Source organism: Aeromonas genomosp. paramedia, from assembly GCF_023093515.1.
Taxonomy (GTDB): domain Bacteria; phylum Pseudomonadota; class Gammaproteobacteria; order Enterobacterales; family Aeromonadaceae; genus Aeromonas.
Map to the genome: position 1 here is coordinate 1 of NZ_JAAROG010000030.1, position 21,251 is coordinate 21,251.

The 21,251-nt window shown below is 59.0% G+C and carries 18 protein-coding genes; 7 read left to right on the plus strand and 11 right to left on the minus strand.

Annotation, left to right across the window (positions count from 1 at the left end):
* Positions 1 to 185 precede the first annotated feature (185 nt).
* Positions 186 to 1,022: a tRNA cyclic N6-threonylcarbamoyladenosine(37) synthase TcdA gene (gene tcdA, locus HB860_RS20440; RefSeq protein ID WP_247627768.1), complete on the plus strand. Its 837-nt coding sequence runs from the start codon at positions 186 to 188 to the stop codon at positions 1,020 to 1,022.
* A gap of 21 nt (positions 1,023 to 1,043) precedes the next feature.
* On the opposite strand, the gene HB860_RS20445 is transcribed toward tcdA, so the two are convergent.
* Together HB860_RS20445 and HB860_RS20450 are read right to left on the minus strand one after the other, a co-directional pair.
* On the minus strand, positions 1,044 to 1,478 hold the full coding sequence (locus HB860_RS20445) for a SufE family protein (protein ID WP_247627769.1): 435 nt from the start codon (positions 1,476 to 1,478) through the stop codon (positions 1,044 to 1,046).
* Between the two features lie 13 nt (positions 1,479 to 1,491).
* Complete coding sequence (locus HB860_RS20450) at positions 1,492 to 2,712, minus strand: aminotransferase class V-fold PLP-dependent enzyme (RefSeq protein ID WP_247627770.1); 1,221 nt, start codon at positions 2,710 to 2,712, stop codon at positions 1,492 to 1,494.
* Between the two features lie 152 nt (positions 2,713 to 2,864).
* On the opposite strand from HB860_RS20450, the gene rep reads away from it, so the two are divergent.
* Positions 2,865 to 4,877: a DNA helicase Rep gene (gene rep / locus HB860_RS20455; protein ID WP_202048071.1), complete on the plus strand. Its 2,013-nt coding sequence runs from the start codon at positions 2,865 to 2,867 to the stop codon at positions 4,875 to 4,877.
* Between the two features lie 7 nt (positions 4,878 to 4,884).
* On the opposite strand, the gene HB860_RS20460 is transcribed toward rep, so the two are convergent.
* From HB860_RS20460 to HB860_RS20480, 5 genes are all read right to left on the minus strand, one after another.
* The gene (locus HB860_RS20460) at positions 4,885 to 7,158 is read right to left on the minus strand and encodes a putative bifunctional diguanylate cyclase/phosphodiesterase (RefSeq protein WP_247627771.1); all 2,274 of its coding nucleotides are present in this window, start codon (positions 7,156 to 7,158) and stop codon (positions 4,885 to 4,887) included.
* Between the two features lie 84 nt (positions 7,159 to 7,242).
* Positions 7,243 to 7,695 carry a c-type cytochrome gene (locus HB860_RS20465; RefSeq protein WP_162519260.1) on the minus strand — a complete coding sequence of 151 codons (453 nt, stop codon included), beginning with the start codon at positions 7,693 to 7,695 and terminating at the stop codon, positions 7,243 to 7,245.
* A gap of 270 nt (positions 7,696 to 7,965) precedes the next feature.
* The gene (gene tdh / locus HB860_RS20470) at positions 7,966 to 8,991 is read right to left on the minus strand and encodes an L-threonine 3-dehydrogenase (RefSeq protein WP_043132655.1); all 1,026 of its coding nucleotides are present in this window, start codon (positions 8,989 to 8,991) and stop codon (positions 7,966 to 7,968) included.
* A gap of 89 nt (positions 8,992 to 9,080) precedes the next feature.
* Complete coding sequence (locus tag HB860_RS20475; protein WP_247627772.1) at positions 9,081 to 10,271, minus strand: glycine C-acetyltransferase; 1,191 nt, start codon at positions 10,269 to 10,271, stop codon at positions 9,081 to 9,083.
* 183 nt (positions 10,272 to 10,454) lie between these two features.
* Complete coding sequence (locus tag HB860_RS20480; protein WP_025325250.1) at positions 10,455 to 11,099, minus strand: TetR/AcrR family transcriptional regulator; 645 nt, start codon at positions 11,097 to 11,099, stop codon at positions 10,455 to 10,457.
* 146 nt (positions 11,100 to 11,245) lie between these two features.
* On the opposite strand from HB860_RS20480, the gene rfaD reads away from it, so the two are divergent.
* Genes rfaD through HB860_RS20500 form a run of 4 tightly spaced genes read left to right on the plus strand, consistent with a single transcriptional unit; the run spans position 11,246 to position 16,322 of the window.
* Entirely contained in the window at positions 11,246 to 12,205 is a 960-nt protein-coding gene (gene rfaD / locus HB860_RS20485) for an ADP-glyceromanno-heptose 6-epimerase (RefSeq protein WP_247627773.1), read from the plus strand.
* Positions 12,206 to 12,254: 49 nt separating this feature from the next.
* A complete protein-coding gene (locus tag HB860_RS20490) occupies positions 12,255 to 14,015 on the plus strand; it encodes a polysaccharide deacetylase family protein (RefSeq protein ID WP_247627774.1) in 1,761 nt (586 codons plus the stop codon).
* Positions 13,999 to 15,312, plus strand: a complete 1,314-nt coding sequence (locus HB860_RS20495) for an O-antigen ligase family protein (RefSeq protein WP_247627775.1) — start codon at positions 13,999 to 14,001, stop codon at positions 15,310 to 15,312. Before HB860_RS20490 ends, HB860_RS20495 begins: the two co-directional genes overlap by 17 nt.
* Positions 15,313 to 15,371: 59 nt before the next feature.
* Positions 15,372 to 16,322: a glycosyltransferase family 2 protein gene (locus HB860_RS20500; protein WP_247627776.1), complete on the plus strand. Its 951-nt coding sequence runs from the start codon at positions 15,372 to 15,374 to the stop codon at positions 16,320 to 16,322.
* 335 nt (positions 16,323 to 16,657) lie between these two features.
* Here the strand turns inward: HB860_RS20500 and HB860_RS20505 are convergent, their stop codons facing one another.
* The 4 genes from HB860_RS20505 to HB860_RS20520 form a co-directional block, all read right to left on the minus strand.
* On the minus strand, positions 16,658 to 17,674 hold the full coding sequence (locus HB860_RS20505; RefSeq protein WP_247627777.1) for a glycosyltransferase family 9 protein: 1,017 nt from the start codon (positions 17,672 to 17,674) through the stop codon (positions 16,658 to 16,660).
* A gap of 202 nt (positions 17,675 to 17,876) precedes the next feature.
* Positions 17,877 to 19,133: a PTS ascorbate transporter subunit IIC gene (locus HB860_RS20510; RefSeq protein WP_016349012.1), complete on the minus strand. Its 1,257-nt coding sequence runs from the start codon at positions 19,131 to 19,133 to the stop codon at positions 17,877 to 17,879.
* Between the two features lie 60 nt (positions 19,134 to 19,193).
* Positions 19,194 to 19,481: a PTS sugar transporter subunit IIB gene (locus HB860_RS20515; protein WP_247627778.1), complete on the minus strand. Its 288-nt coding sequence runs from the start codon at positions 19,479 to 19,481 to the stop codon at positions 19,194 to 19,196.
* 33 nt (positions 19,482 to 19,514) lie between these two features.
* Positions 19,515 to 19,958 carry a PTS sugar transporter subunit IIA gene (locus HB860_RS20520; protein WP_247627779.1) on the minus strand — a complete coding sequence of 148 codons (444 nt, stop codon included), beginning with the start codon at positions 19,956 to 19,958 and terminating at the stop codon, positions 19,515 to 19,517.
* Between the two features lie 251 nt (positions 19,959 to 20,209).
* On the opposite strand from HB860_RS20520, the gene HB860_RS20525 reads away from it, so the two are divergent.
* The gene (locus tag HB860_RS20525) at positions 20,210 to 21,232 is read left to right on the plus strand and encodes a LacI family DNA-binding transcriptional regulator (RefSeq protein WP_247627780.1); all 1,023 of its coding nucleotides are present in this window, start codon (positions 20,210 to 20,212) and stop codon (positions 21,230 to 21,232) included.
* Positions 21,233 to 21,251 lie beyond the last annotated feature (19 nt).

Consider the following 21,251-nt stretch of genomic DNA (forward strand, 5'->3'; position numbering starts at 1 on the left):
CGCGGGTTCGAGTCCCGTCCGCTCCGCCACTATTTAGAAAGCCCAGTCGAAAGACTGGGCTTTTTTTCGTTTCAAGCATGCCGACACAGCACGTATTTCCCCCTCGCATCGGCACCATTTTCACCCGATCATCGCCGCTGACCGTGGTTGTCGCTATAATGGCCGCCCTCAAGCAAGGTGGTGGTATGAAAGCAGAATATCTACAGCGATTCGGGGGCATTGCCCGTCTTTATGGTCAGCGCGCCCTTGGCTCTTTCAGTCAGGCCAAGGTCTGCGTGGTGGGGATAGGCGGGGTCGGCTCCTGGGCGGCTGAGGCGCTGGCCCGTGCCGGCATCAACCAGATCACCCTGATCGACATGGATGACATCTGCATCACCAACACCAATCGTCAGATCCACGCCATGCAGGGCACGGTCGGCCGCCTCAAGACAGAAGTCATGGCCGAGCGCATCCGCGCCATCAACCCCGACTGCGAGGTGAGCGAAGTGGATGACTTCGTCACCGCCGACAACCTGGCTGAGCATATCAGGCGGGAGTTTGACTATGTGGTGGATGCCATCGATTCGGTCAAGGCCAAGGTGGCGCTGATCGCCTTCTGCAAGCGCAACAAGATCCCGGTGATCGTAGCGGGCGGTGCCGGCGGGCAGATGGATCCGACCCAAATCACAGTGGCGGATCTGGCCAAGACCATTCAGGATCCGCTGGCGGCCAAGGTGCGCTCCGACCTGCGCCGGTTGCACAACTTCAGCAAGAATCCGGCGCGCAAGTTCGGGGTGGAGTGTGTCTTCTCGACCGAGCAGCTGAGCTATCCCGATGGCAATGGCGGCACCTGTCAGGCCAAGGCGGCCAGCGACGGCAACATGAAGATGGATTGCGCCTCCGGCTTTGGCGCGGTGACACCGGTGACGGCGACCTTCGGTCTGGTGGCCGCGTCCCGGGTATTGAAGAAGATTGCCGAACGGGGCGCCCGGGCCGAGAAAGAGGCCGGGAATGGAGAGGTAGGGTCGATTAGCGAAGCCTGATCGACCACTGAACAAGGCGGGTTAGACTGCCAGCTCCCGGATCGCCAGCACGATTGCCCTGAGCCCGTTACCCCGTGACGGGCTCAAATGTTTCTCTAGCCCCAGCTCTGTGAAATAGGCTTCCATATCAAAGGCCTGAATCACCTCTGCGGATTGGTGGTTGAGCGCCGCCAGCACGATGACGATCAGCCCGCGCACGATGCGAGCGTCGGAGTCGCAGGCGAAGTGCCAGCAACCATCCTCGCTTTTCTCTCCTTTCAACCAGGCCTGGCTTTCACACCCCTTGAGTCGATACTCCTGCTGCTGCCACTCACCGGGCAGTGCGGGTAGCTGTTTGCCGAGCTGGATGATGAGGCGGTACTGGTTTTCCCAGCCAGGTGCGGCGGCAAACTGCTGGCGGATGCTATTTGCGTCGGGCTCAAGGCCGATCCGGGTATAGGTTGCGAGGTCACTCATTCGATTATCTGCCTTAGAAGAAGTCACTTAACTTGTGCAGGGCCGCCAGCAGGGCGTCCACATCGTCCCGGTTGTTGTAACAGGCCAGGGAGACCCGCATCGTGCCGCCTATACCTAGGCTGTCCATCAGCGGCATGGCGCAGTGATGACCGACTCGCAGCGCTATGCCCTGCATGTCGAGCAGGGTGGCGGCATCCTGAGGGTGGATGTCGTCCAGCAGAAAGGAGACGGCGCCTGCCCGTTGTGCTGGTTCCCCGATGAGGCGCAGGCCCGGCACCTGCCGCAGGCCAGCGACCAGATGGTCGGTGAGTGCCTGTTCGTGGCGCACCAGGGCCGCCCTGTCTTGCGTCCTGATAAAGTCGATGGCGGCAGCCAGGCCAATGGCCCCGGCGATATGGGGGGTCCCCGCCTCGAACTTGAAGGGCAGGGTATTGAAAGTGGTGCCGCTGAAACTGACTCTGTCGATCATCTCGCCCCCTGCCTGCCAGGGCGGCATCCGCTCCAATAGTTCGGTGCGGCCCCAGAGCACGCCTATACCGGTCGGACCGTAGAGCTTGTGACCGGAGAAGGCGTAGAAGTCGCATCCTATGGCCTGCACATCTACCTCGAGGTGGGCCACCGCCTGGGCACCGTCGATCAGGGTCAGGGCGCCGACCGCCTTGGCGGCAGTTACTATCTGCGATACCGGATTGACGGTGCCGAGGGCATTGGAGACGTGGGCCACGCTCACCAGCCGGGTGCGCGGCCCCAGCATGGCCAGGTAAGCCTCCATATCCAGATCCCCGCGCGTATCCAGCGGAATGACGCGAATGATGGCGCCGGTACGCTGGGCGATGAGTTGCCAGGGCACAATATTGGCGTGGTGCTCCAGGGTGCTGAGGACGATCTCGTCCCCTGCCTTGAGTTCGCTCATGCCCCAGCTCTGGGCCACCAGATTGATCGCCTCGGTGGTGCCACGGGTCCAGATCACCTCGTGGCTGCGGGGCGCATTGATAAAGCGGGCGACCGTCTCGCGGGCTGCCTCGAAGGCGCGGGTGGCGCGACCGCTCAGGGCATGGGCGGCGCGGTGCACATTGGCGTTGTCGGCCCGATAGTAGTGAGCGATGGCGTCCAGCACCGCCTGCGGCTTCTGGGTGGTGGCGGCGTTGTCCAGATAGATCAGAGGGTGGCCATTCACCTCCTGTGTCAGGGCCGGAAACTGGCTACGCAATTGGGCGTGCTGTTGCTGATTCATGCTCCCCTCATCTCCTCTGGAAAAGTCGGTCATGATCCGGAAAATGACGGGCAAACACAAGGCGAAGTGGCGGGATCCTGTGTCCGGTTTCGGCTGCCCGCGGGATCTCTGTTACAATGCCGCCCCTCATCATAAGCCAAGAGATCCGGCCCATGAAGCTCAACCCCAATCAGAACGAAGCGGTCAAGTTTGTCTCCGGCCCTTGCCTGGTGCTGGCGGGTGCCGGATCGGGCAAGACCCGCGTCATCACCAACAAGATCGCCTATCTGGTGCAGCAGTGCGGCTACAACGCCCGCAACATCGCCGCTGTGACCTTTACCAACAAGGCGGCGCGGGAGATGAAGGAGCGGGTCGGCCAGACCCTGGGTCGCAAGGAGGCGCGGGGGCTCATGGTCTCCACCTTCCATACCCTGGGGCTCGACATCATACGCCGCGAGCACAAGAGTCTGAATCTCAAGGCGAACTTCTCCCTGTTCGACGATACCGACCAGCTGGCACTGCTGAAAGAGCTGACCGAGGCGGAGCTCGACAACGACAAGGACAAACTGTCGGCCCTCATCACCCAGATCTCCAACTGGAAGAACGACCTCATCCTGCCGGCGCGTGCCATGCGCATCGCCCGGGGGCCGGAAGAGGTGCTGATGGCTCAGCTCTACGAGCGCTATCACCGTCAGATGGTGGCCTACAACGCGCTGGATTTTGATGACCTCATCGTGATGCCGACCCTGCTGCTGAAGAACAACGAGGAGGTGCGGACCCGCTGGCAGAACAAGATCCGCTACCTGCTGGTCGACGAGTATCAGGACACCAACACCAGCCAGTACGAGCTGGTTAAGCAGATCGTCGGCGAGCGGGCCCGCTTCACTGTGGTGGGGGATGACGATCAGTCCATCTACTCCTGGCGCGGTGCCAAGCCGCAGAACCTGGTGTTGCTGAACGAGGATTTCCCCAGCCTCAAGCTCATCAAGCTGGAGCAGAACTACCGCTCCAAGGGGCGCATCCTCAAGTGCGCCAACATATTGATCGCCAACAACCCCCATGTGTTCGACAAGGCGCTCTTCTCCGAGCTCGACTACGGGGTGCCGGTCAAGGTGCTGTTCGCCAAGAACGAGGAGCACGAGGCGGAGCGGATCGCCGCCGAGATGATGGGCCACAAGTTCATGAACCGCACCCGGTTCAAGGATTACGCCATCCTCTATCGGGGCAACCATCAGTCGCGCATCTTCGAGAAGGCGCTGATGACCAACCGCATTCCCTATCGCATCTCCGGTGGCACCTCGTTTTTCTCCCGCACCGAGATCAAGGACATCATGGCCTACCTCAAGCTGCTGGTGAATCCGGACGAAGACACCGCCTTCCTGCGGGTGGTCAACCTGCCGCGCCGGGAAATCGGCCCCACCACCCTCGAGAAGCTGGGGCAGTACGCCAACCAGCGCGGCAAGAGCCTGTTTGCCGCCAGCTTCGAGCTGGGGCTGGAGCAGCACCTGTCCGGCCGTGGCCTCGTGGCCCTGCAGGCCTTCACCAACTGGCTGGTGCGGCTCGGCGATCAGGCGCTGCGAGGCAACCCGGTGGAGGCGGTGCGGGACATGATCAAGGAGATCCACTACGAGGAGTGGCTCTATGAGACCTCCCCCAGCCCGAAGGCGGCCGAGATGCGGATGCAGAACGTCTCCACCCTCTATCGCTGGATCACCGAGATGCTGGAGGGGGACGAGCTGGAGGAGGCCATGACGCTCGCCCAGGTGGTTACTCGCCTCACCCTGCGGGACATGATGGAGCGCAACGAGGGGGAGGACGATGCGGATCAGGTGCAGCTGATGACGTTGCACGCCTCCAAGGGGCTGGAGTTCCCCTATGTCTACATGGTGGGAATGGAAGAGGGCTTGCTGCCCCACCAGACCAGCATCGACGAGGACAACGTGGAGGAGGAGCGCCGTCTCGCCTACGTGGGCATCACCCGGGCCCAGACCGAACTGACTTTCACCCTCTGCAAGGAGCGGCGTCAGTATGGGGAGTCGGTGCGCCCCGAGCCGAGCCGCTTCCTGCTGGAGCTGCCCCAGGACGATCTGGAGTGGGAGAACCAGAAGAAGGTGACGGCCGAGGAGCGCCAGCAGAAGGGGCAGGTCGGCGTTGCCAACCTGAGGGCCCTGTTCAAGAAGGATTGAGAGAAGGCTAGGCCGGGGGCTCTGCGAGCAGCGGTATGATGTCGGATCCTGGCAGAGGCGGGGAGATGTGGCGCCCCTGCCCCAGGGCGCAGCCCAGCTCGATCAGCTTCTGCAGTTGCTGCTGGTTCTCTATGCCCTCGACCACCAGGGTGAAGTCGAGATCCTGACAGATGTCCCGCATGGCGCGGATCAGCGCCAGATCCTTGGGGGAGTTCAGCATGCGATGGGTGAAGCTGTCATCCACCTTGATGTAGTCCACCGGGAAGTGGAACAGGGCATTGAGGGAGGAGAAGCCGGTCCCGAAGTCGTCGAGGCTGATCTGGATCCCCTTGGCCCTGAGCTCATGGAGCGAGGTGAGGGAGTCGGCACTCTGCCTGGAGAGCTCCCGCTCGTTGAATTCGAAGATGAAGTAGCCGGGTATCACCCCCTCCTCCTCCATGATGTGGACCAGCGCCATGATCTGCTCGCGGCTGGCCAGGTGCTTGCCGGACAGGTTGAGCGATATCTTGAAGCGGCCGCCCCCCGAGAGCTGCAGCCAGCTCTTCAACTGCTGGCAGGTGCGTCTGAGGATCTGGCGATCCAGATCCTGAATGAGGCCGCACTGCTCGGCCAGTGGAATGAAGTCGAATGCATCCTTGAGCTCCCCCTCCTCCGTTATCCAGCGCGCCATCACCTCCAGACCGACCAGGCGGCTGTCACACAGCCTGATCACGGGCTGGAAGTAGGGCACAATCCGCCCTTCCCGCAAGGCCCTGAACAGCCGCTCCTCCGGCGAGCCCGAGTGCTCCATGCAGGCGTCTGAGTACATGACGATGCGACTGCGGCCATTGCGCTTGGCCTGGTACATGGCGAGATCGGCCTGGTGCAGCAGCTCGCTGATGTCCGTGGTCTGCTCCGACACGCTGGCCACCCCCAGGCTGACGGTCACGGTCAGCTCATTGCCCTGAAGCCGGAACGGGTGGGCGATGCGGCCTACAATGCGGTTGAGTACGGGGCTGACGTCCTCCTCCTGCTGACTGTTGTCCAGATAGATGACGAACTCGTCGCCCCCCAGCCTGGCCACCATGTCATTTTGCCGGATGCAGCTCTGCAGGCGCTTGGCCAGCTCCTGCAGCAGCTGGTCGCCGGCACTGTGGCCCAGGGCGTCATTGACCTGCTTGAAGTGATCCACGTCGGCGAAGATCAGGGTGAAGCCGGCCGTCTGGTAACGGCGGTAACGGGTCATGGCGTGATGGAGGTGGTTCATCAGCAGGGCCCGGTTCGGCAGCTGGGTCAGCGGGTCGTGCAGCGCATTGAACTGGAGTCGCCGCTCCAGCTCCTGGTGATGCCTGAGTCGTTTCTGCAACCGCAGGTTGGTCTGGCGCAGCTGCTGGAGTCGCTGGTTGATGGACTCTTCCGAGTTGAGTTCATCCAGCTGCTGCCTGACTCTCTTGAGCTCAAGCAGCAGGGTCAACTGGTGGCGCAGGAAGTCGAGGAACAGTCTGTCATCGGCTTCCAGGGGCTGGGCAGTATTGATGATGAGGTGGGCGAAATACTGCTGCTGCTGGCGCAGGGGCAGGCTGTACCAGAACAATCCGGCCTCGCTGCGCTCTATGCTGTTGGTGCTGTGGCACAGGGCCCTGATGACGTCGTCATCATAGGCAAGCCGCATCGGATAGAGTTTATCCAGCCGCAGGTTGTCGAGGCGGACCAGCAGCATGTCATTGACGGCAAGCATCTGGCGCAGCACGGCCTCTAGCTGGGAAAACAGGGCATGCTGCGGCAGGTTGTGGGCCAACCGCATGATACGGCTGATTTTTTCAATCTTCTTCTGCCATTGGGGATCCCGTTGCATGAGGGGGGAAGCCTGCCCCGCCAGCTGGGTGCCGGTCTGGGTTTCGTGCAGGCGCTTGGCCAGACACTCCAGCAGCAGTCTCAGGGTCGGGGTCTGTTCGGGGGCGCCGCGGGCCAGCAGCCATTGCACCTCATAGTGTTCCACCGCCTGCACGCACCATCCCTGATGTTCATCGAGCCGGGTGAGCTGTTCGGTGAGACGGGGCCCTTCACGCCCTAGTTGCTGCTTGAACACCTCGGGCAGCCGATGTTCATACAACCAGTGCAGGCCGCCATCGGCCAGCCCCAGCATGGCAAAGTGCTGCAGGGGGCAGAGCCTGCCCAACTGCTCTACCAGTCTGGCGTAGTCCTCAGGAGAGGCGATGCCGGGCGCGGGAAAATCCATGATGGAAGAAACGACCGCCAGCAAGGGGGGGGGATCTGGCGGTGTGAGGGGCTGGACTGACATGCAACACTCCCGAATTAACTCATCTACAAGCGTAGTCGGAAGTGATTGGATTGAAAGGGCTGCTATAGAAGCCCTTTCAACCACTTAGAGCTTGTCGATCATGTAGTGAATGGCGTTTTCGATCTCTTCGTCACTACAGGCCGCGCAAGTACCCCGTGCCGGCATCATGCCGGCCTTGCCGGTGAAGCCTTCGATGGCATGCTTGCGCAGGGTGTCGAACCCCTGGGCGATGCGTGGTTCCCAGGCGGCCTTGTCACCGCGCTTGGGCGCGCCGGCCGCGCCGGTATCATGGCAGGCAAAGCAGGCGCCCTTGAACACTGTCTCGCCATCCCGAGGGCCGGACGAGGCAGCAGCAGGGGCGGCCGCGGCCGTCGCAATACCTTCCAGATCCTTGGCGGTGTAGACCTGACCGACCGGGGCTATGCGCTCGGCGATGGCTTCCGTCGACATCTCATCGGCGGCAAGGACGGCGCCGGACAGGGTGGCGGCCGCCATCCCGGCAGCCAGCAAATAGCTCAGTTTTTTCAACACGCTCATGTACTCCCAGCAGGCTCTTATTATCCCTAGAAAACGACGGGATTATAACCGAATAGTTACAGGCATTTAAACGCTTGTGTGTGAAGTGTTAAGCAATCTGCGAACAAAGTTTCTGCGGCGGCAGGGGCAGCAGGCAAGGCAAGAGCAAAAAGAAACCCGGCTTTCGCCGGGTTTTGCATTCAGCCGTGAAAAAGGCTGACTTGTCTCCACTCAGGATCCCGGTGCCGGACCGGGCCTTCGCACCTATCCACAAGCCGTTGTCCTGGCTTCTCAATCCCAGTTCAGGATCACCTTGCCGGACTTGCCTGACCCCATGGCTTCGAAGCCCTGCTGGAAGTCATCGATGTGGAAGTGATGGGTGATGATGGGGCTGAGATCCAGGCCAGACTGGATGAGGCTGGCCATCTTGTACCAGGTCTCGAACATCTCGCGGCCGTAGATCCCCTTGATGAACAGTCCCTTGAAGATCACCTTGTTCCAGTCGATGGCCATGGTGGAGGGAGGAATGCCGAGCATGGCTATCTTGCCGCCGTGGTTCATCTTGTCGATCATGTCCTGGAAGGCGCTGGGTACACCGGACATCTCCAGCCCCACGTCGAAGCCTTCGGTCATGCCGAGCTCGGCCATCACGTCGGAGAGCTTCTCCTTGGCCACGTTGACGGCGCGGGTGGCGCCCATCTTGCGGGCCAGCTCCAGCCGGTATTCGTTGACGTCGGTGATCACCACGTGACGGGCGCCCACATGGCGGCAGACGGCGGCAGCCATGATGCCGATGGGGCCGGCGCCGGTGATGAGCACGTCTTCACCCACCAGATCGAAGGAGAGGGCGGTGTGCACGGCGTTGCCGAACGGATCGAAGATGGCGGCCAGCTCGTCGGGGATATTGTCCGGCAGCTTGAAGGCGTTGAAGGCCGGGATCACCAGGTATTCGGCGAAGGAGCCCGGGCGGTTCACACCCACACCAATGGTGTTGCGGCACAGGTGGGTGCGACCGGCGCGGCAGTTGCGGCAGTGGCCGCAGGTGATGTGGCCTTCGCCGGAGACACGATCGCCGATGGCGAAGCCGCGCACTTCCTGGCCGACGGCGACCACCTCTCCCACATACTCGTGACCGACCACCATGGGCACGGGTATGGTCTTCTGGGCCCACTCATCCCAGTTGTAGATGTGCATGTCGGTGCCGCAGATGGCGGTCTTGCGGATCTTGATCAGCAGATCGTTGTGGCCGAGCTCGGGAGCCGGGACGTCCGTCATCCAGATGCCGGCTTCGGATTTGAGTTTGGAGAGTGCTTTCATGACAGATTCCTCACGGCGCTGTGCCGGGTACAGAGGGTAATAAAATGGGGCCCAACCTTGGCCCCCGTTTTAATCAGCTAGCCATGTGATCAAATCACACCGAGCTCGCGGCCGATGCGGATGAAGGCATCGATGGCTTTGTCCAGCTGCTCGCGGGTATGGGCGGCAGACATCTGGGTACGGATGCGGGCCTGGCCCTTGGGCACCACAGGGAAGGAGAAGCCCACCACGTAGATGCCGGCGGCCAGCATGCGGCTCGCCATCTCGGCGGCCAGTTTGGCATCCCCCAGCATGACCGGAATGATGGCGTGATCGGCACCGGCCAGGGTGAAGCCGGCGGCGCTCATCCGGGTGCGGAAGTACTCGCTGTTCTCTTTCAGGCGGGCACGCAGGGCGTGGCCATCGGCCAGCATGTCGATCACCTTGATGGTGGCCGAGACGATGGAGGGCGCCAGGGAGTTGGAGAAGAGGTAGGGACGGGAGCGCTGACGCAGCCAGTCGATCACCTCTTTCTTGCCGGAGGTGTAGCCGCCGGAGGCGCCGCCGAGCGCCTTGCCCAGGGTGCCTGTGATGATGTCGACCCGCTCCAGCACGTCGCAGTATTCGTGGGTGCCGCGGCCGTTCTCGCCGATGAAGCCCACCGCGTGGGAGTCATCCACCATCACCAGGGCATCGTATTTGTCGGCCAGATCGCAGATGGATTTGAGGTCGGCGATGACACCGTCCATGGAGAAGACGCCGTCGGTGGCGATCAGCTTGAAGCGGGCGCCGTCGGCATTGGCCTGCTTGAGCTGGGCTTCCAGCTCGGCCATGTCGTTGTTGGCGTAGCGATAGCGCTTGGCCTTGCACAGCCGCACGCCGTCGATGATGGAAGCGTGGTTGAGTGCATCTGAGATGATGGCGTCTTCGGCGCCGAACAGGGTCTCGAACAGCCCGCCGTTGGCATCGAAGCAGGAGGAGTAGAGGATGCTGTCCTCGGTGCCGAGGAAGGCGGACAGTTTCTGCTCCAGCGCCTTGTGCTGATCCTGGGTGCCACAGATGAAGCGCACCGAGGCCATGCCGAAGCCGTGGCTGTCGAGCCCCTGATGGGCGGCAGCGATCAGATCCGGGTGGTTGGCCAGCCCCAGGTAGTTGTTGGCACAGAAGTTCAGAACCTGCTCGCCGCCCACCGCAATCTGGGCCTGCTGAGCCGAGGTGATGATGCGTTCCTGCTTGTATAGCCCTTCCGCCTTGACCTGTTCGAGCTGTTCGGCCAGGTGACGATAGAATCCGTTAGACATCCTCGGTCCTCATTGACTGTGTCGACTGTGTTATCAGGATCTTGGGCCGTGCGGGTGCATGGACTGACGTCGTCGTGGTCGTGACGAAACGTCGACAGACCCTGGAATGGGCAACATTTTACTGCAATCGTTGCGCACCAATTCAAATTATTATGCTGATATTCAACAATTGTGAAACAGATCTCACCCTGCTGGTTGGGCCAGTTGGTGGTAGTGCTGCTCCAGTTGGCGGATCTGGGCGATCACCTGGGGCTGGACATAGGGGCGCAGCAGGAAGAGCACTCGCAAGACCCCCTGATAAAGCAAGGGCTTGGTGATGCGGGTATGGGGCGCCTGGGCAATCTGGAAGGGGATCCAGCAGGTGACCACCATCTTGATGGTCTGGCCGAGATCCGGCAGGTCTTCGTCGCTGACGTCTATGATGCCACCCTCGCGCAGGCTTCTGAGCAGCGCCTCCACGGCGGCGCGCAGCTGCTCCTGGGCCTTGAGGTACTTGTGCTGCAAGGGTTCGTCGCGACTCAGGATGTCCGGCAGATTCGCGTAGAAGAAGCGGAACTGCCACATCAGATAGAAGATGGCATCCAGATAACCCATCAGATCTTCCAGCTTGATCTCGTGGCTGCGGGCCGGAGTGAAGCTCTCGCTCAGGTGGCGGGCGTACTGATCGAAGATGGAGTGGATGATGTCTTCTTTATTGCGGAAGTGGTAGTAAAGGTTGCCCGGGCTGATGCCGAGATGGGCGGCAATGTGGTTGGTGGTGATGTTGCGTTCACCCTGATCGTTGAACAGCTCGGTGGCGCTGTGGATGATCCTGTCTCTGGTCTTCATCACTGATCCCTCTGCCGGGCCCTGTGCGCCGAGGTCGAATCCCCTGGCGGCCCGTGATAAACTTTTCGGCAATTTCAAATTGGCCCACTATACACAGCTTTAACAGGCAGTCACACGGGGCCATCAACGTACGCGAGGCAAACTCCATGATCGTAGTAACTGGCGGTGCTGGCTTTATCGGCAGCAATCTGGTCAAGCAGCTGAACGCTCAAGGACGGACCGATATCGTGGTCATCGACGACCTGACCGACGGCACCAAGTTCGTCAACCTGGTCGATCTCACCATCGCCGACTACATGGACAAGGACGAGTTCCAGGCGCGGATCGTCTCCGGTGACGAGTTTGAAGAGTGGGATGGCGGCATCGAGGTGATCTTCCACGAAGGTGCCTGCTCCGCGACTACCGAGTGGAACGGCAAGTTCATCATGGAGGTCAACTACGAGTACTCCAAGGATCTGTTCCACTACTGCATCGAGCGGGAAATTCCCTTCATCTATGCCTCCTCCGCCGCGACCTATGGCGGCCGCAACGACAACTTCATCGAAGATCCCAGGTTCGAGCAGCCGCTGAACGTCTATGGCTACTCCAAGCAGCTGTTCGATCAATACGTGCGCCGCTGGTTGCCAGAGATCGACTCCCAGGTGGTGGGCCTGAAGTACTTCAACGTCTACGGTCCGCGCGAACAGCACAAGGGCTCCATGGCCTCCGTCGCCTTCCACCTCAACAACCAGGTGAAGCAGGGGGACAATCCCAAGCTGTTCGAGGGCTGTGACGGCTTCCCGGATGGCGGCCAGATGCGCGACTTCATCTATGTGGACGACGTCTGCAAGGTGAACCTCTGGTTCTGGCAGAACCCGCAGCACTCCGGCATCTTCAACTGTGGCACCGGTCGTGCCGAGCCGTTCCAGAACGTGGCCGAGGCCGTGATCAAGCATCACCAGCAAGGCGCCATCGAGTACATTCCCTTCCCGGATCACCTCAAGGGTCGCTATCAGAGCTTCACCCAGGCCGATCTGACCCGCTTGCGCGGCGTCGGTTATGACGGCGAGTTCAAGACTGTCGCCGAAGGCGTAGCCGATTACATGGCCTGGTTGAACCGGGCTTGATCCCCCTCTGACGGGCGGCCCTGGCCGCCCGTCGATCGGATGCGCTTGCATGAACATATTGATGGCACTCTCCCAGCTCGAAGTCACGGGAGCTGAGGTCTATGCCACCACGGTCGGCAACGAGCTGACCCGGCGTGGTCACAACGTCTTTTACGTGTCAGATACCCTGACCAAGCCCACGCAAGGGCCCGTATTCAAGCTGAGGTTCAACAAACGCAGCATACTGCGCCGCTTCTGGCATGTGTTTTACCTCATCTATCTCATCAGGAAGCACCACATCCAGCTGGTCCATGCCCACTCCCGCGCCTCCGGCTGGAGCAGCTATGTGGCCTGCAAGCTGACCGGCACCCCCATGATCACCACAGTTCATGGCCGTCAGCCGGTGCATGCCTCCCGCAAGGCCTTCCATGCCCTCGGCTATCGGGCGGTTGCCGTTTGTGAAGATATCGCCCGCCAGATCATCGACAACCTGGGGGTGGATCCCGCCATGGTGCAGGTGCTGCGCAACGGCATAGAAACCGACAAATTCCAGCCTGTACCTGCGCCGGATAATCCCAAGCCGGTGATCGCCATCATAGGTCGACTGAGCGGCCCCAAGGGGGAGCTCTGCTATCGCCTGCTGGACGAGGTGCTGGATCTGGACGCCTGCCAAGTCCGTGTTGTCAGCGGCACCCGAGTGCCGGAGCGCTTTGCCCGCTTCCAGGACAAGGTCGATTTCGTCGGCTATGTGGATGATGTACCCGCCCTGCTGGCACAGTGCGATCTGGTGATCGGCGCCGGCCGGGTGGCGATGGAAGCTCTGCTGTGCGGCCGTCCGGCGTTTGCCATCGGCGAGGCCAAGGCCCTCGGGCTGGTGACCGAACAGAATCTGGACGAGGCGCTGGCCAGCAACTTCGGCGACATAGGGCCCAGCGATCTGGCCATCGATTTTGCCGCGCTGAAGGGGCAGATAGCCCCGGCGCTGGCGAGCAAGAGCGTGCCGGACAGCCTGCGCCAGCGCATCCGGCAGGAGTATGACTTGCAGGAGGTGGTGAGCGGGCTCGAGTCCATCTATCAGGATGCGGTGATCGAGACCCTGCGCCGGGAGATGCCGGTCATCATGTATCACCGCTTCATCGAGCAGGAGAGCGAGAAGGGGGTGCACGGTACCTGGCTGCCCATCGCCATGTTCGAGAAACACCTCAAGCTGATGAAGTGGCTGGGTTACGAGACCCTGACGTTCGCGGATCTGGCGGACAAGGGCTTCATCCACCGGCTGCAATACGGCAAGAAGTTCCTGATGATCACCGTCGACGACGGTTATCGGGACAATCTCACCCGCATGCTGCCGCTGCTGGAAAAATATGGTTACAAGGCGGTGGTGTACATAGTGACCGGCGAGGATCACAATCGCTGGGATGTGGAGCATCCGACCCACCCCGATACGCCTGTGGCCCTGATGAATGGCGACGAGATCAAGGCGCTGGTGGCCTCTGGCCATGTGGAGATCGGTGGCCATACCCTGACGCACCCACGCCTGAGCACGCTCTCCCCAGAGGAACAGGCCCACCAGATCCTGGCCAACAAGGAGAGGCTGGAACGGCTGCTTGGCCAGCCGCTCCTGTCGTTTGCCTACCCTTACGGGGATCTGAACGAGAGCGCGAAAGCCGAGGCCTGCGCCGCCGGCTACCGCTATGCTGTGGCCACCAACAGCGGCCCCAGGGCCATGCATCGGGATCCGCTCCAGATCCGCCGGATCGCCATCTTCCCTCGCACCGACATGTTCGGGTTGTGGCGCAAGATCCGTGGCAACTATGTCTTCAGAAAATAAGGTTGTGGTAGAGAAAAACATGCCGTTAAAAACAGATATTTCAGCCAGCAGGAACTATTTATGGCTACGGAGTGACCATTTATTTTCTATGTTCGTTCAGTTGTCCGCTTTTCTGTTTGGTGCGTTGGCATTGGTCGTCCCGAGTGGATATTCATATGGTCCCGCCTTGCTGCTGCTTGCAAGCCTCGGTTTTATTGGCATCAAGCGCTCCATTTGGAGATTCCCTCGTGAGCTCAAGTTCATTGGACTTGGCTTGTTGACGTATTTTATCGTCATGGCGCTCTCAGTCTGGCTAGATGGTGGCAAGATAAGTGAAATAGACAGGCCCAGCCGGGCCTTGATGGCAGTGGTTATGCTGCCTCTGCTGGCCTATATACCAGTACGGCTTTCTTGGTTATTGTCTGGTTTTGGTCTTGGGGCTCTGCTCGCGTTTGGCATTGCTATCCATGACAAGTCTATCCTTGGCTACGAGCGGGCATTTGGTGACTTGATGCCAATTCAAAGTGGCAATATTGCCATGTCGCTGGGACTTTTTTGCCTTTGTGGCCTGTTTTGGGCTCAGAAGAATGGACGACTGGTCTTCTCTCTCTTCATGCTGCTGGGTATCTGCGGAGGGATGGGGGCCAGCTTTCTTTCGGGCACCCGCGGTGGTTGGATATTGCTACCTGTTATTTTGCTAACCATTGGGATGTTGTTCAAAGAGTGCCTCTATCGTAAGAGAGCCATCGCTATGATTGCCGGTATCTTGCTATGTGGGGGAGGGCTCATTGCCCAGCCGCAGAGCGGTGTGGAAGCGCGGATTGAGCAGGCTCAACACGATATCAGCCAGTATCTTGACAAAACCAACCTCAACACCTCATTGGGCATCAGACTTCAGCTTTGGCAGAGTGCTTGGCAGAGCTTTACCGAAAAGCCACTATTTGGCTGGGGCAATCATGGGATTCGGGAGTCACAAAAAGCACAGCTGGCACGGGGAGAGATTGGCCAGTTTATCTATGATTTCAATTCTCATGCCCATAACCAGTTTCTCGATGAAATGGCAAAACGAGGCGTTGTTGGCCTTGGTGCGCTGCTACTGATGATGCTGATCCCCCTATTCTTGGTAAAAAGACGTTTGCATCAACCTCATAATGATGATGTGCATTGTGGTTCAGCGTTGGTTATCGTGACTGTTTTTTCATCGATTGATTATTGCCTCAGTCAGGCATTTTTCGGTCACAATTCTGGTATTACTTTCTTTGTCTCATCCTTGGTTATAGCCGCATCTATTGTTTTTAAGAAGAGTGAAAACGAATAAATCAATAGCCCTAAACAGTGAGGTTATATCGTTTCTTTGTGTGATTAATTTAATGATTAATGCGACTGTTAAAATTAGAGGGGTATAGTGTGGGGGTTTCTATTTCAATTGTTATTTTAAATTACAATTCGTCTAAATACACAATAAATTGCATTGATAGTATATTGAATGGCTCATGTCAGAAATATGAAATAATAGTGGTTGATAATAATTCAAACGCGGATGAACGTGGCTTGGTTATTGACTATTTGAAAATTAAAAACAATAGTAAAATACACTTTATAGAAAATGATATTAATTTAGGGTTTGCTCTTGGGAACATATTTGGAATATCAAAAGCAAAAGGGGAGTACATATTTGTCCTTAACAATGATACGCTAGTGGATGAGGGCGCGCTTGATATACTTCATTCGTTTATGGAGAATAATCCAGACGTATCGTTGTGTATACCATCTCAGTATAATAAAGATGGTATATATCATCCATCTTTTGCCTATTTACCATCAGTAGCTAATCAGTGGTTTGGTAACGGGTTATGTCGAATGTTAAAACCATCAGAATATATGGATAGGAAGAAGGAATATAAAAATCCATTTAGTGTCCAAATGGGTAGTGGAGCATCAATGTTTTTTCGCGCATCTGATTATTTTAAAATTGGAGGTTTAGATCCTAATTTTTTCCTTTACTGTGAGGAAGAAGATATCTGCATTAGAATGAAGAAAGAAAAAATGAATGTATTTTTTGTTCCTGATGCAAAGATAATTCATTATGGTGGTGGGAGTACGAATAGAAATCTAGACATAGAAATAGAGTTTTATAGATCTTTATTTTATTATTTCGATAAAAATTATAATTTTTTATCTGCAAAAGCTCTTAAGTTTAGATTTCTTATCAAGGAACTCATCAAGTCATGTAAAAAACCAGCCAGATTTAAGCTATTCTTGGCTATTATCATGAGGTCGTCACTGTCTCATTCCTTAAGACATAAGCAACGAGGCGTGAAAAATTAATATCATTTAACAATGGATGAGCTACTAGGGGGTGATCTAAATAGACTATTTTATTAAAACATGGCCTGTTTTTAAATAAGCTATAGAGTGTGATATTAAAATCAACTGAGATATAATGTAATTATTTCAACAAATTACGAAAGAATAATCACATATAGTCCACTATCTTTAACCAAGTTTCTAGCGTCAATCTATGGTTCCGAGTACGAGAGTCATTCAATCATATCGGTAGTGGTGAAACCCGTTTTCGGGTGGCATGGTCATAACCAGCAACGAATTAAAGGTCTAGACCATAAATTGCGTTACTGGTGGGGCATACTTCTGTAGCCGATTATTTATTCATTGTCGTGAGCTATTCCTAGCTCAGCACAGAATGTGGCCAGTCTCTCCTGCACATTCAAGACTTCCTGCTCGGGGTGCTGGTGATTGGTATCGATGAATCGATAGCGGGGATGAGAGACGGGATTGGCAATGGCGGAGTGCCCCAGGGGAGAGACTATGGTCAGCAGCGGTATGTCCAGCGCCTGCGCTATATGCCGCGGACCTGTGTCGTTGCCGACGAACAGCTGGCAGTGGGCGATAAGCCCTGCCAATTCCCGCACCGAGCGGGTCTGTATGCGGTCAAACACGCTGGTCTGCAGCGTCTCTGGCAGCAAGGGCTTCAGGCTGCGGTTGTACTCTTCCTCCCCCGGGCCGCAGTAGATCAGGATCTGGGCGTGGTGCTGCTCGATGAGCCAGCGCGCGACCTCGGCGAAACAGTCGATGGGCCAGCGCTTGTAGTGGCCAAGGGAGTTGACCCCCATGGCGATCAGCGGCCTGCCCGGATCTATGCCGGCGGCCTGCAGAGTCTCCCGTCCCCGTTGCTTCTCCGCTTCACTCAGCCAGAGATAGTAGTTGCGATCCTCCTTGGCGAGCCCCAGGGGCTTTAGCAGCGAGAACCTGTCATCCACCAGGGTGCTGTTGCCCTGATGTTCGGTGTCGTGGCGAAAGCGCACAATGTGGTTGTGGCCGAGTCGCCAGGGGAAGGAGTCGAAGCCGATCCGCAGTCTTGCCCCCGAGATGAGGCAGGTGAGCAGGCCTATCATCTGGCCCTGGCTGTTGATCACCACGTCGTAGCGCTCGCGGCGAATGCCCAGCAGCAACTCTTTCATGTAGCGCCACTCGTTGCGGCGCGCCTTCTCGATGACGATCAAGCGATCTATGTTGGGATTCCCCTCCGCCATCCCCGCGCAGTAATCCATGACCAGATAGTGAACCTCCCCGGCGGGGTCGTGCTGCTTGAGGTTGTTGCACAGTGCGGTGGAGATCAGCACATCTCCTATCTGTTTGGTTTGTACTACCAGGTATTTCATGGAAGAGGCCTCGGGTGAGGTCGGGTGGAACGTCAGCGCATCAGCATATCGCACTCCCCCGTCAGATGCTGCCGCTGTGGGCTGAAAATCCGATCCAACGCACTGTGTTTGCACATATTTTCGGCGTCGATGAGGTGAGGTTGCCGCAAACAACAGGCGCGGTCCATAGACCGCGCCTGTTGACTGCCTGGATAAGGTGACCTCAGCGCACTATCAGGCCCAGCAGTATGCCCACCACGCCGAAGTCGGCATCGCTGAAGGTGGTGTTGGCAAAGCCGAGATCCCCCAGCACAGGCAGCAGGAACACCGGCAGGAAGGTGATCAGCAGGCCGTTGGCGAAGGCTCCAAGCAGGGCGCCGCGACGGCCGCCAGTGGCGTTGCCGAACACACCGGCCGCCGCGCCGACGAAGAAGTGCGGCACCACCCCCGGAATGATGACGGTGAGCCCCAGCAGATAGAGCAGCACCATGCCCACCAGGCCGGCGGCGAAGCTCGACAGGAAGCCGATCAGCACCGCATTGGGGGCGTAGGGGAAGACGATGGGGCAGTCGAGCGCCGGCTTGGCGTTGGGCACCAGCTTGTCGGAGATCCCCTTGAAGGCCGGCACGATTTCGGCGATGACCATGCGCACCCCCTGCAGGATGACGTAGACCCCGGCGGCGAAGGTGATGGACTGCATCAGGGAGAACATGAACCAGTGCTTGCCCTTGGCGACGCTGGCGACGAACTCGGGCCCGGCGAAGGCGGAGGTGATGAGGAAGATGATGCCCATGGTGAAGGAGATGGCCACCGGGGTGTCACGCAGGAACAGCAGGCTCTTGGGCACCTGCACCTCTTCGCTGCTGTGGGCCTTGTTGCCGAACTTGGCACCGATCCAGCCGGCCAGCACGTAGGAGCAGGTGGAGAAGTGGCCGAGTGCCACGTCGTCGGAGCCGGTGATCTGCTTCATGTAGGGGTGGGCCAGGGCCGGGAACAGCACCATGGTCACGCCGACCACCAGGCTGCCCACCGCGATCAGCGGAATGCCGCTCATGCCGCCGGCGGAGAGGATGGCCGCCACCATCATCGACATGAAGAGGGTGTGGTGACCGGTCAGGAAGATGAATTTCCACGGGGTGAGGCGGGCGATCAGTATGTTCACCAGCATGGCGAAGAACATGATCATCGCCATCTCCTTGCCGAACGACTGCTGGGCGATGGAGACGATGGCCTCGTTGTTGGGGACCACCCCCTTGATGCCGAAGGCGTGCTGGAAGATGGCTGCGAAGTCGCCCAGCGAGTTCACCACCAGGGTGGCACCGGCCCCCAGGATGACGAAGCCCATGATGGTCTTGACCGTGCCCTTGATGCACTCGGTCACGGGTTTCTTCTGGGCAATCAAACCGATAAGGGCGATCAGGCCGACCAGCACGGCCGGCTCCGACAGCACGTCAAACATCAGAAAATTGAAAAATTCCATGGTCAGCTCCAATCAGAGGAAAGGGGCGGCCCACAGGCCGCCCAGAGAGTTGCAAAAGGATTAGAGTGCGCCCAGCTCGCGCAGGGCGGTGGTGAGCCTTTCTTTCATGGCGGCCTTGTCGACCATGTTGTCCAGAGAGACCAGCCGGCCGTTGACCCCCATGGATTGCAACTGCTCGGCGATGTCCCGAGTGGCGATAAAGATGTCGGCGGTCTCGCTGCCGGCGGAGGCGAGATCCCGGTGATCCACCTCGGCGGTGACGCTCAGCTCCTTGAGGATGCTCTTGATGCTCATCTCCATCATCAGGCTGGTGCCCAGGCCGTGTCCGCATACAACCAGAATGTTCATTGTCATTTTCCTCAGTCGGGCGCAGGGCGCCGCTCAGTAACGCGCCAGTATGCGCAGGATGTCGTCTTTGGTGTCGGCCGCCATGATGGCCGCCACGTCCTCTTCGTTCATGAACAGCTCGGCCAGCCGGGCTATGGTCTCCACGTGGGAGTTGCCGTCGCTGGCGGCCAGGGTGATGAGCAACCGGACCGGGTCGTTGCCCTCGGAGCCGAAGTTGACCCCCTCCTTCAGCACCGTCAGCGCCAACCCCAGCCGGTTGACGCCGTCTTCCGGGCGGGCGTGGGGCATGGCCAGGCCCGGGCCCAGCACGTAGTAGGGGCCGAGCTCCTCGTGGGAGCGAAACAGTGCCGCCACATAGGAGGGCGCTATGGTGCCGTTGGCCAGCAGGGGGGCGGTGGCGAGCTCGATGGCATGGCGCCAGTCGCGGGCCCCCGCTTCGATGGAAATGACCTCCTCGGTCAGCAATTGAGTCAGCATGGCAGTGTCCGGCTGGATGAGATTGCGCCAATCTAGCGTTCTCGCCGGTGGATAACCGTGAGCTGGATCTCGAAAGTTAGCGCTACCAGATAGCGCTAACATCGATATGTGATAGCGCTATCATTTATGCCATGAACGGGATTCATCTTGCCCCGTCACCCCGCCGAAGGAGGTAAAATCCGGCTTGAGCAAATAGTCAGTGCTGCACTTTTGCCTTAAAGTGAGTACCCGCATGCCGAGGAAGGGAAAGGATGTCAGAAGCGAAGAAACGCCGTAGCACGGGTCGGGTGACCCTCAACGAAGTGGCCCAGCTGGCCGGGGTGGGGGCCATGACGGTGTCGCGCGCCCTGCGCACTCCGGAGCTGGTGTCGGACAAGATGCGCGAGCGCATCGAGGCGGCGGTGGATGAACTCGGCTATATCCCCAACCGGGCGGCGGGGGCGCTGGCTTCCGCCACCTCCCAGACCATAGTGGTCATAGTCCCCAGCCTGGCGGAGCGTGCCTGCGGCGACATGATAGCCGGTCTGCAGCAGACCCTGCTCGCCGAGGGCTACCAGATCATGCTGGGGGACGCCCAGCACCTGAAGCGGCAGGAAGAGAGCCTTCTCAGCAACTTCCTGCAGCACAACCCGGCCGCCGTGGTGCTGTTTGGCGGCGATCCCGGCGAAACCATACACACCCGGTTGAAGGCCGCCCGCCTGCCGGTGGTGGAGGTGGGCGCCATGGCGCGCCAACCCATCGACATGAACGTGGGGGTCTCCAACTTCGACGCCGGCTATCAGCTGACCCGTCACCTCATCGAGCGCGGCTACCGCAACATCGGTTTTCTCTGTGCCCGCCAGGAGCAGTGGATGCTGCAACAGCGCATGCAGGGCTGGCAGAAGGCGCTGCTGGACAACTACCTCTCCCCCGACGCCATCATCAACACCTCGGAGCTGCCGAGCTTCAGCACGGGGGCGGCCATGCTGGGGGAGTTTCTGCTGCGCTGGCCCGAGCTGGATGCGCTGGTGTGCGTCAACGACGAGCTGGCGGCGGGCGTGCTGTTCGAGTGCCAGCGCCGCCACCTGAGCGTGCCGGGCAAGCTCGCCATCGCCGGTTTCGACGATCTGGACGTGGCACGGGCCTGCTATCCGGCGCTCACCTCGGTCAGGATCCCCTATTACCAGATGGGCCAGGAAGCGGCCGATCTCATCCTGCGTCAGCTGGCAGGCGAGACGGTGGCCGGCCTGGCCCTGACCCTGGATTTTCAACTGCAAAGGCGTCAAAGCACCTGATGGGTGACGTCACAACATC

Coding starts and splice junctions, on each gene's coding strand:
- HB860_RS20520 (WP_247627779.1), bottom strand. CDS start 19,958: ATGCTGACTCAATTGCTGACCGAGGAGGTCATTTCCATCGAAGCGGGG.
- tcdA (WP_247627768.1), top strand. CDS start 186: ATGAAAGCAGAATATCTACAGCGATTCGGGGGCATTGCCCGTCTTTAT.
- HB860_RS20510 (WP_016349012.1), bottom strand. CDS start 19,133: ATGGAATTTTTCAATTTTCTGATGTTTGACGTGCTGTCGGAGCCGGCC.
- HB860_RS20500 (WP_247627776.1), top strand. CDS start 15,372: ATGCGACTGTTAAAATTAGAGGGGTATAGTGTGGGGGTTTCTATTTCA.
- HB860_RS20480 (WP_025325250.1), bottom strand. CDS start 11,099: ATGAAGACCAGAGACAGGATCATCCACAGCGCCACCGAGCTGTTCAAC.
- HB860_RS20450 (WP_247627770.1), bottom strand. CDS start 2,712: ATGAATCAGCAACAGCACGCCCAATTGCGTAGCCAGTTTCCGGCCCTG.
- rfaD (WP_247627773.1), top strand. CDS start 11,246: ATGATCGTAGTAACTGGCGGTGCTGGCTTTATCGGCAGCAATCTGGTC.
- HB860_RS20515 (WP_247627778.1), bottom strand. CDS start 19,481: ATGAACATTCTGGTTGTATGCGGACACGGCCTGGGCACCAGCCTGATG.
- HB860_RS20495 (WP_247627775.1), top strand. CDS start 13,999: ATGTCTTCAGAAAATAAGGTTGTGGTAGAGAAAAACATGCCGTTAAAA.
- tdh (WP_043132655.1), bottom strand. CDS start 8,991: ATGAAAGCACTCTCCAAACTCAAATCCGAAGCCGGCATCTGGATGACG.
- HB860_RS20490 (WP_247627774.1), top strand. CDS start 12,255: ATGAACATATTGATGGCACTCTCCCAGCTCGAAGTCACGGGAGCTGAG.
- HB860_RS20460 (WP_247627771.1), bottom strand. CDS start 7,158: ATGTCAGTCCAGCCCCTCACACCGCCAGATCCCCCCCCCTTGCTGGCG.
- HB860_RS20475 (WP_247627772.1), bottom strand. CDS start 10,271: ATGTCTAACGGATTCTATCGTCACCTGGCCGAACAGCTCGAACAGGTC.
- HB860_RS20505 (WP_247627777.1), bottom strand. CDS start 17,674: ATGAAATACCTGGTAGTACAAACCAAACAGATAGGAGATGTGCTGATC.
- rep (WP_202048071.1), top strand. CDS start 2,865: ATGAAGCTCAACCCCAATCAGAACGAAGCGGTCAAGTTTGTCTCCGGC.
- HB860_RS20525 (WP_247627780.1), top strand. CDS start 20,210: ATGTCAGAAGCGAAGAAACGCCGTAGCACGGGTCGGGTGACCCTCAAC.
- HB860_RS20465 (WP_162519260.1), bottom strand. CDS start 7,695: ATGAGCGTGTTGAAAAAACTGAGCTATTTGCTGGCTGCCGGGATGGCG.
- HB860_RS20445 (WP_247627769.1), bottom strand. CDS start 1,478: ATGAGTGACCTCGCAACCTATACCCGGATCGGCCTTGAGCCCGACGCA.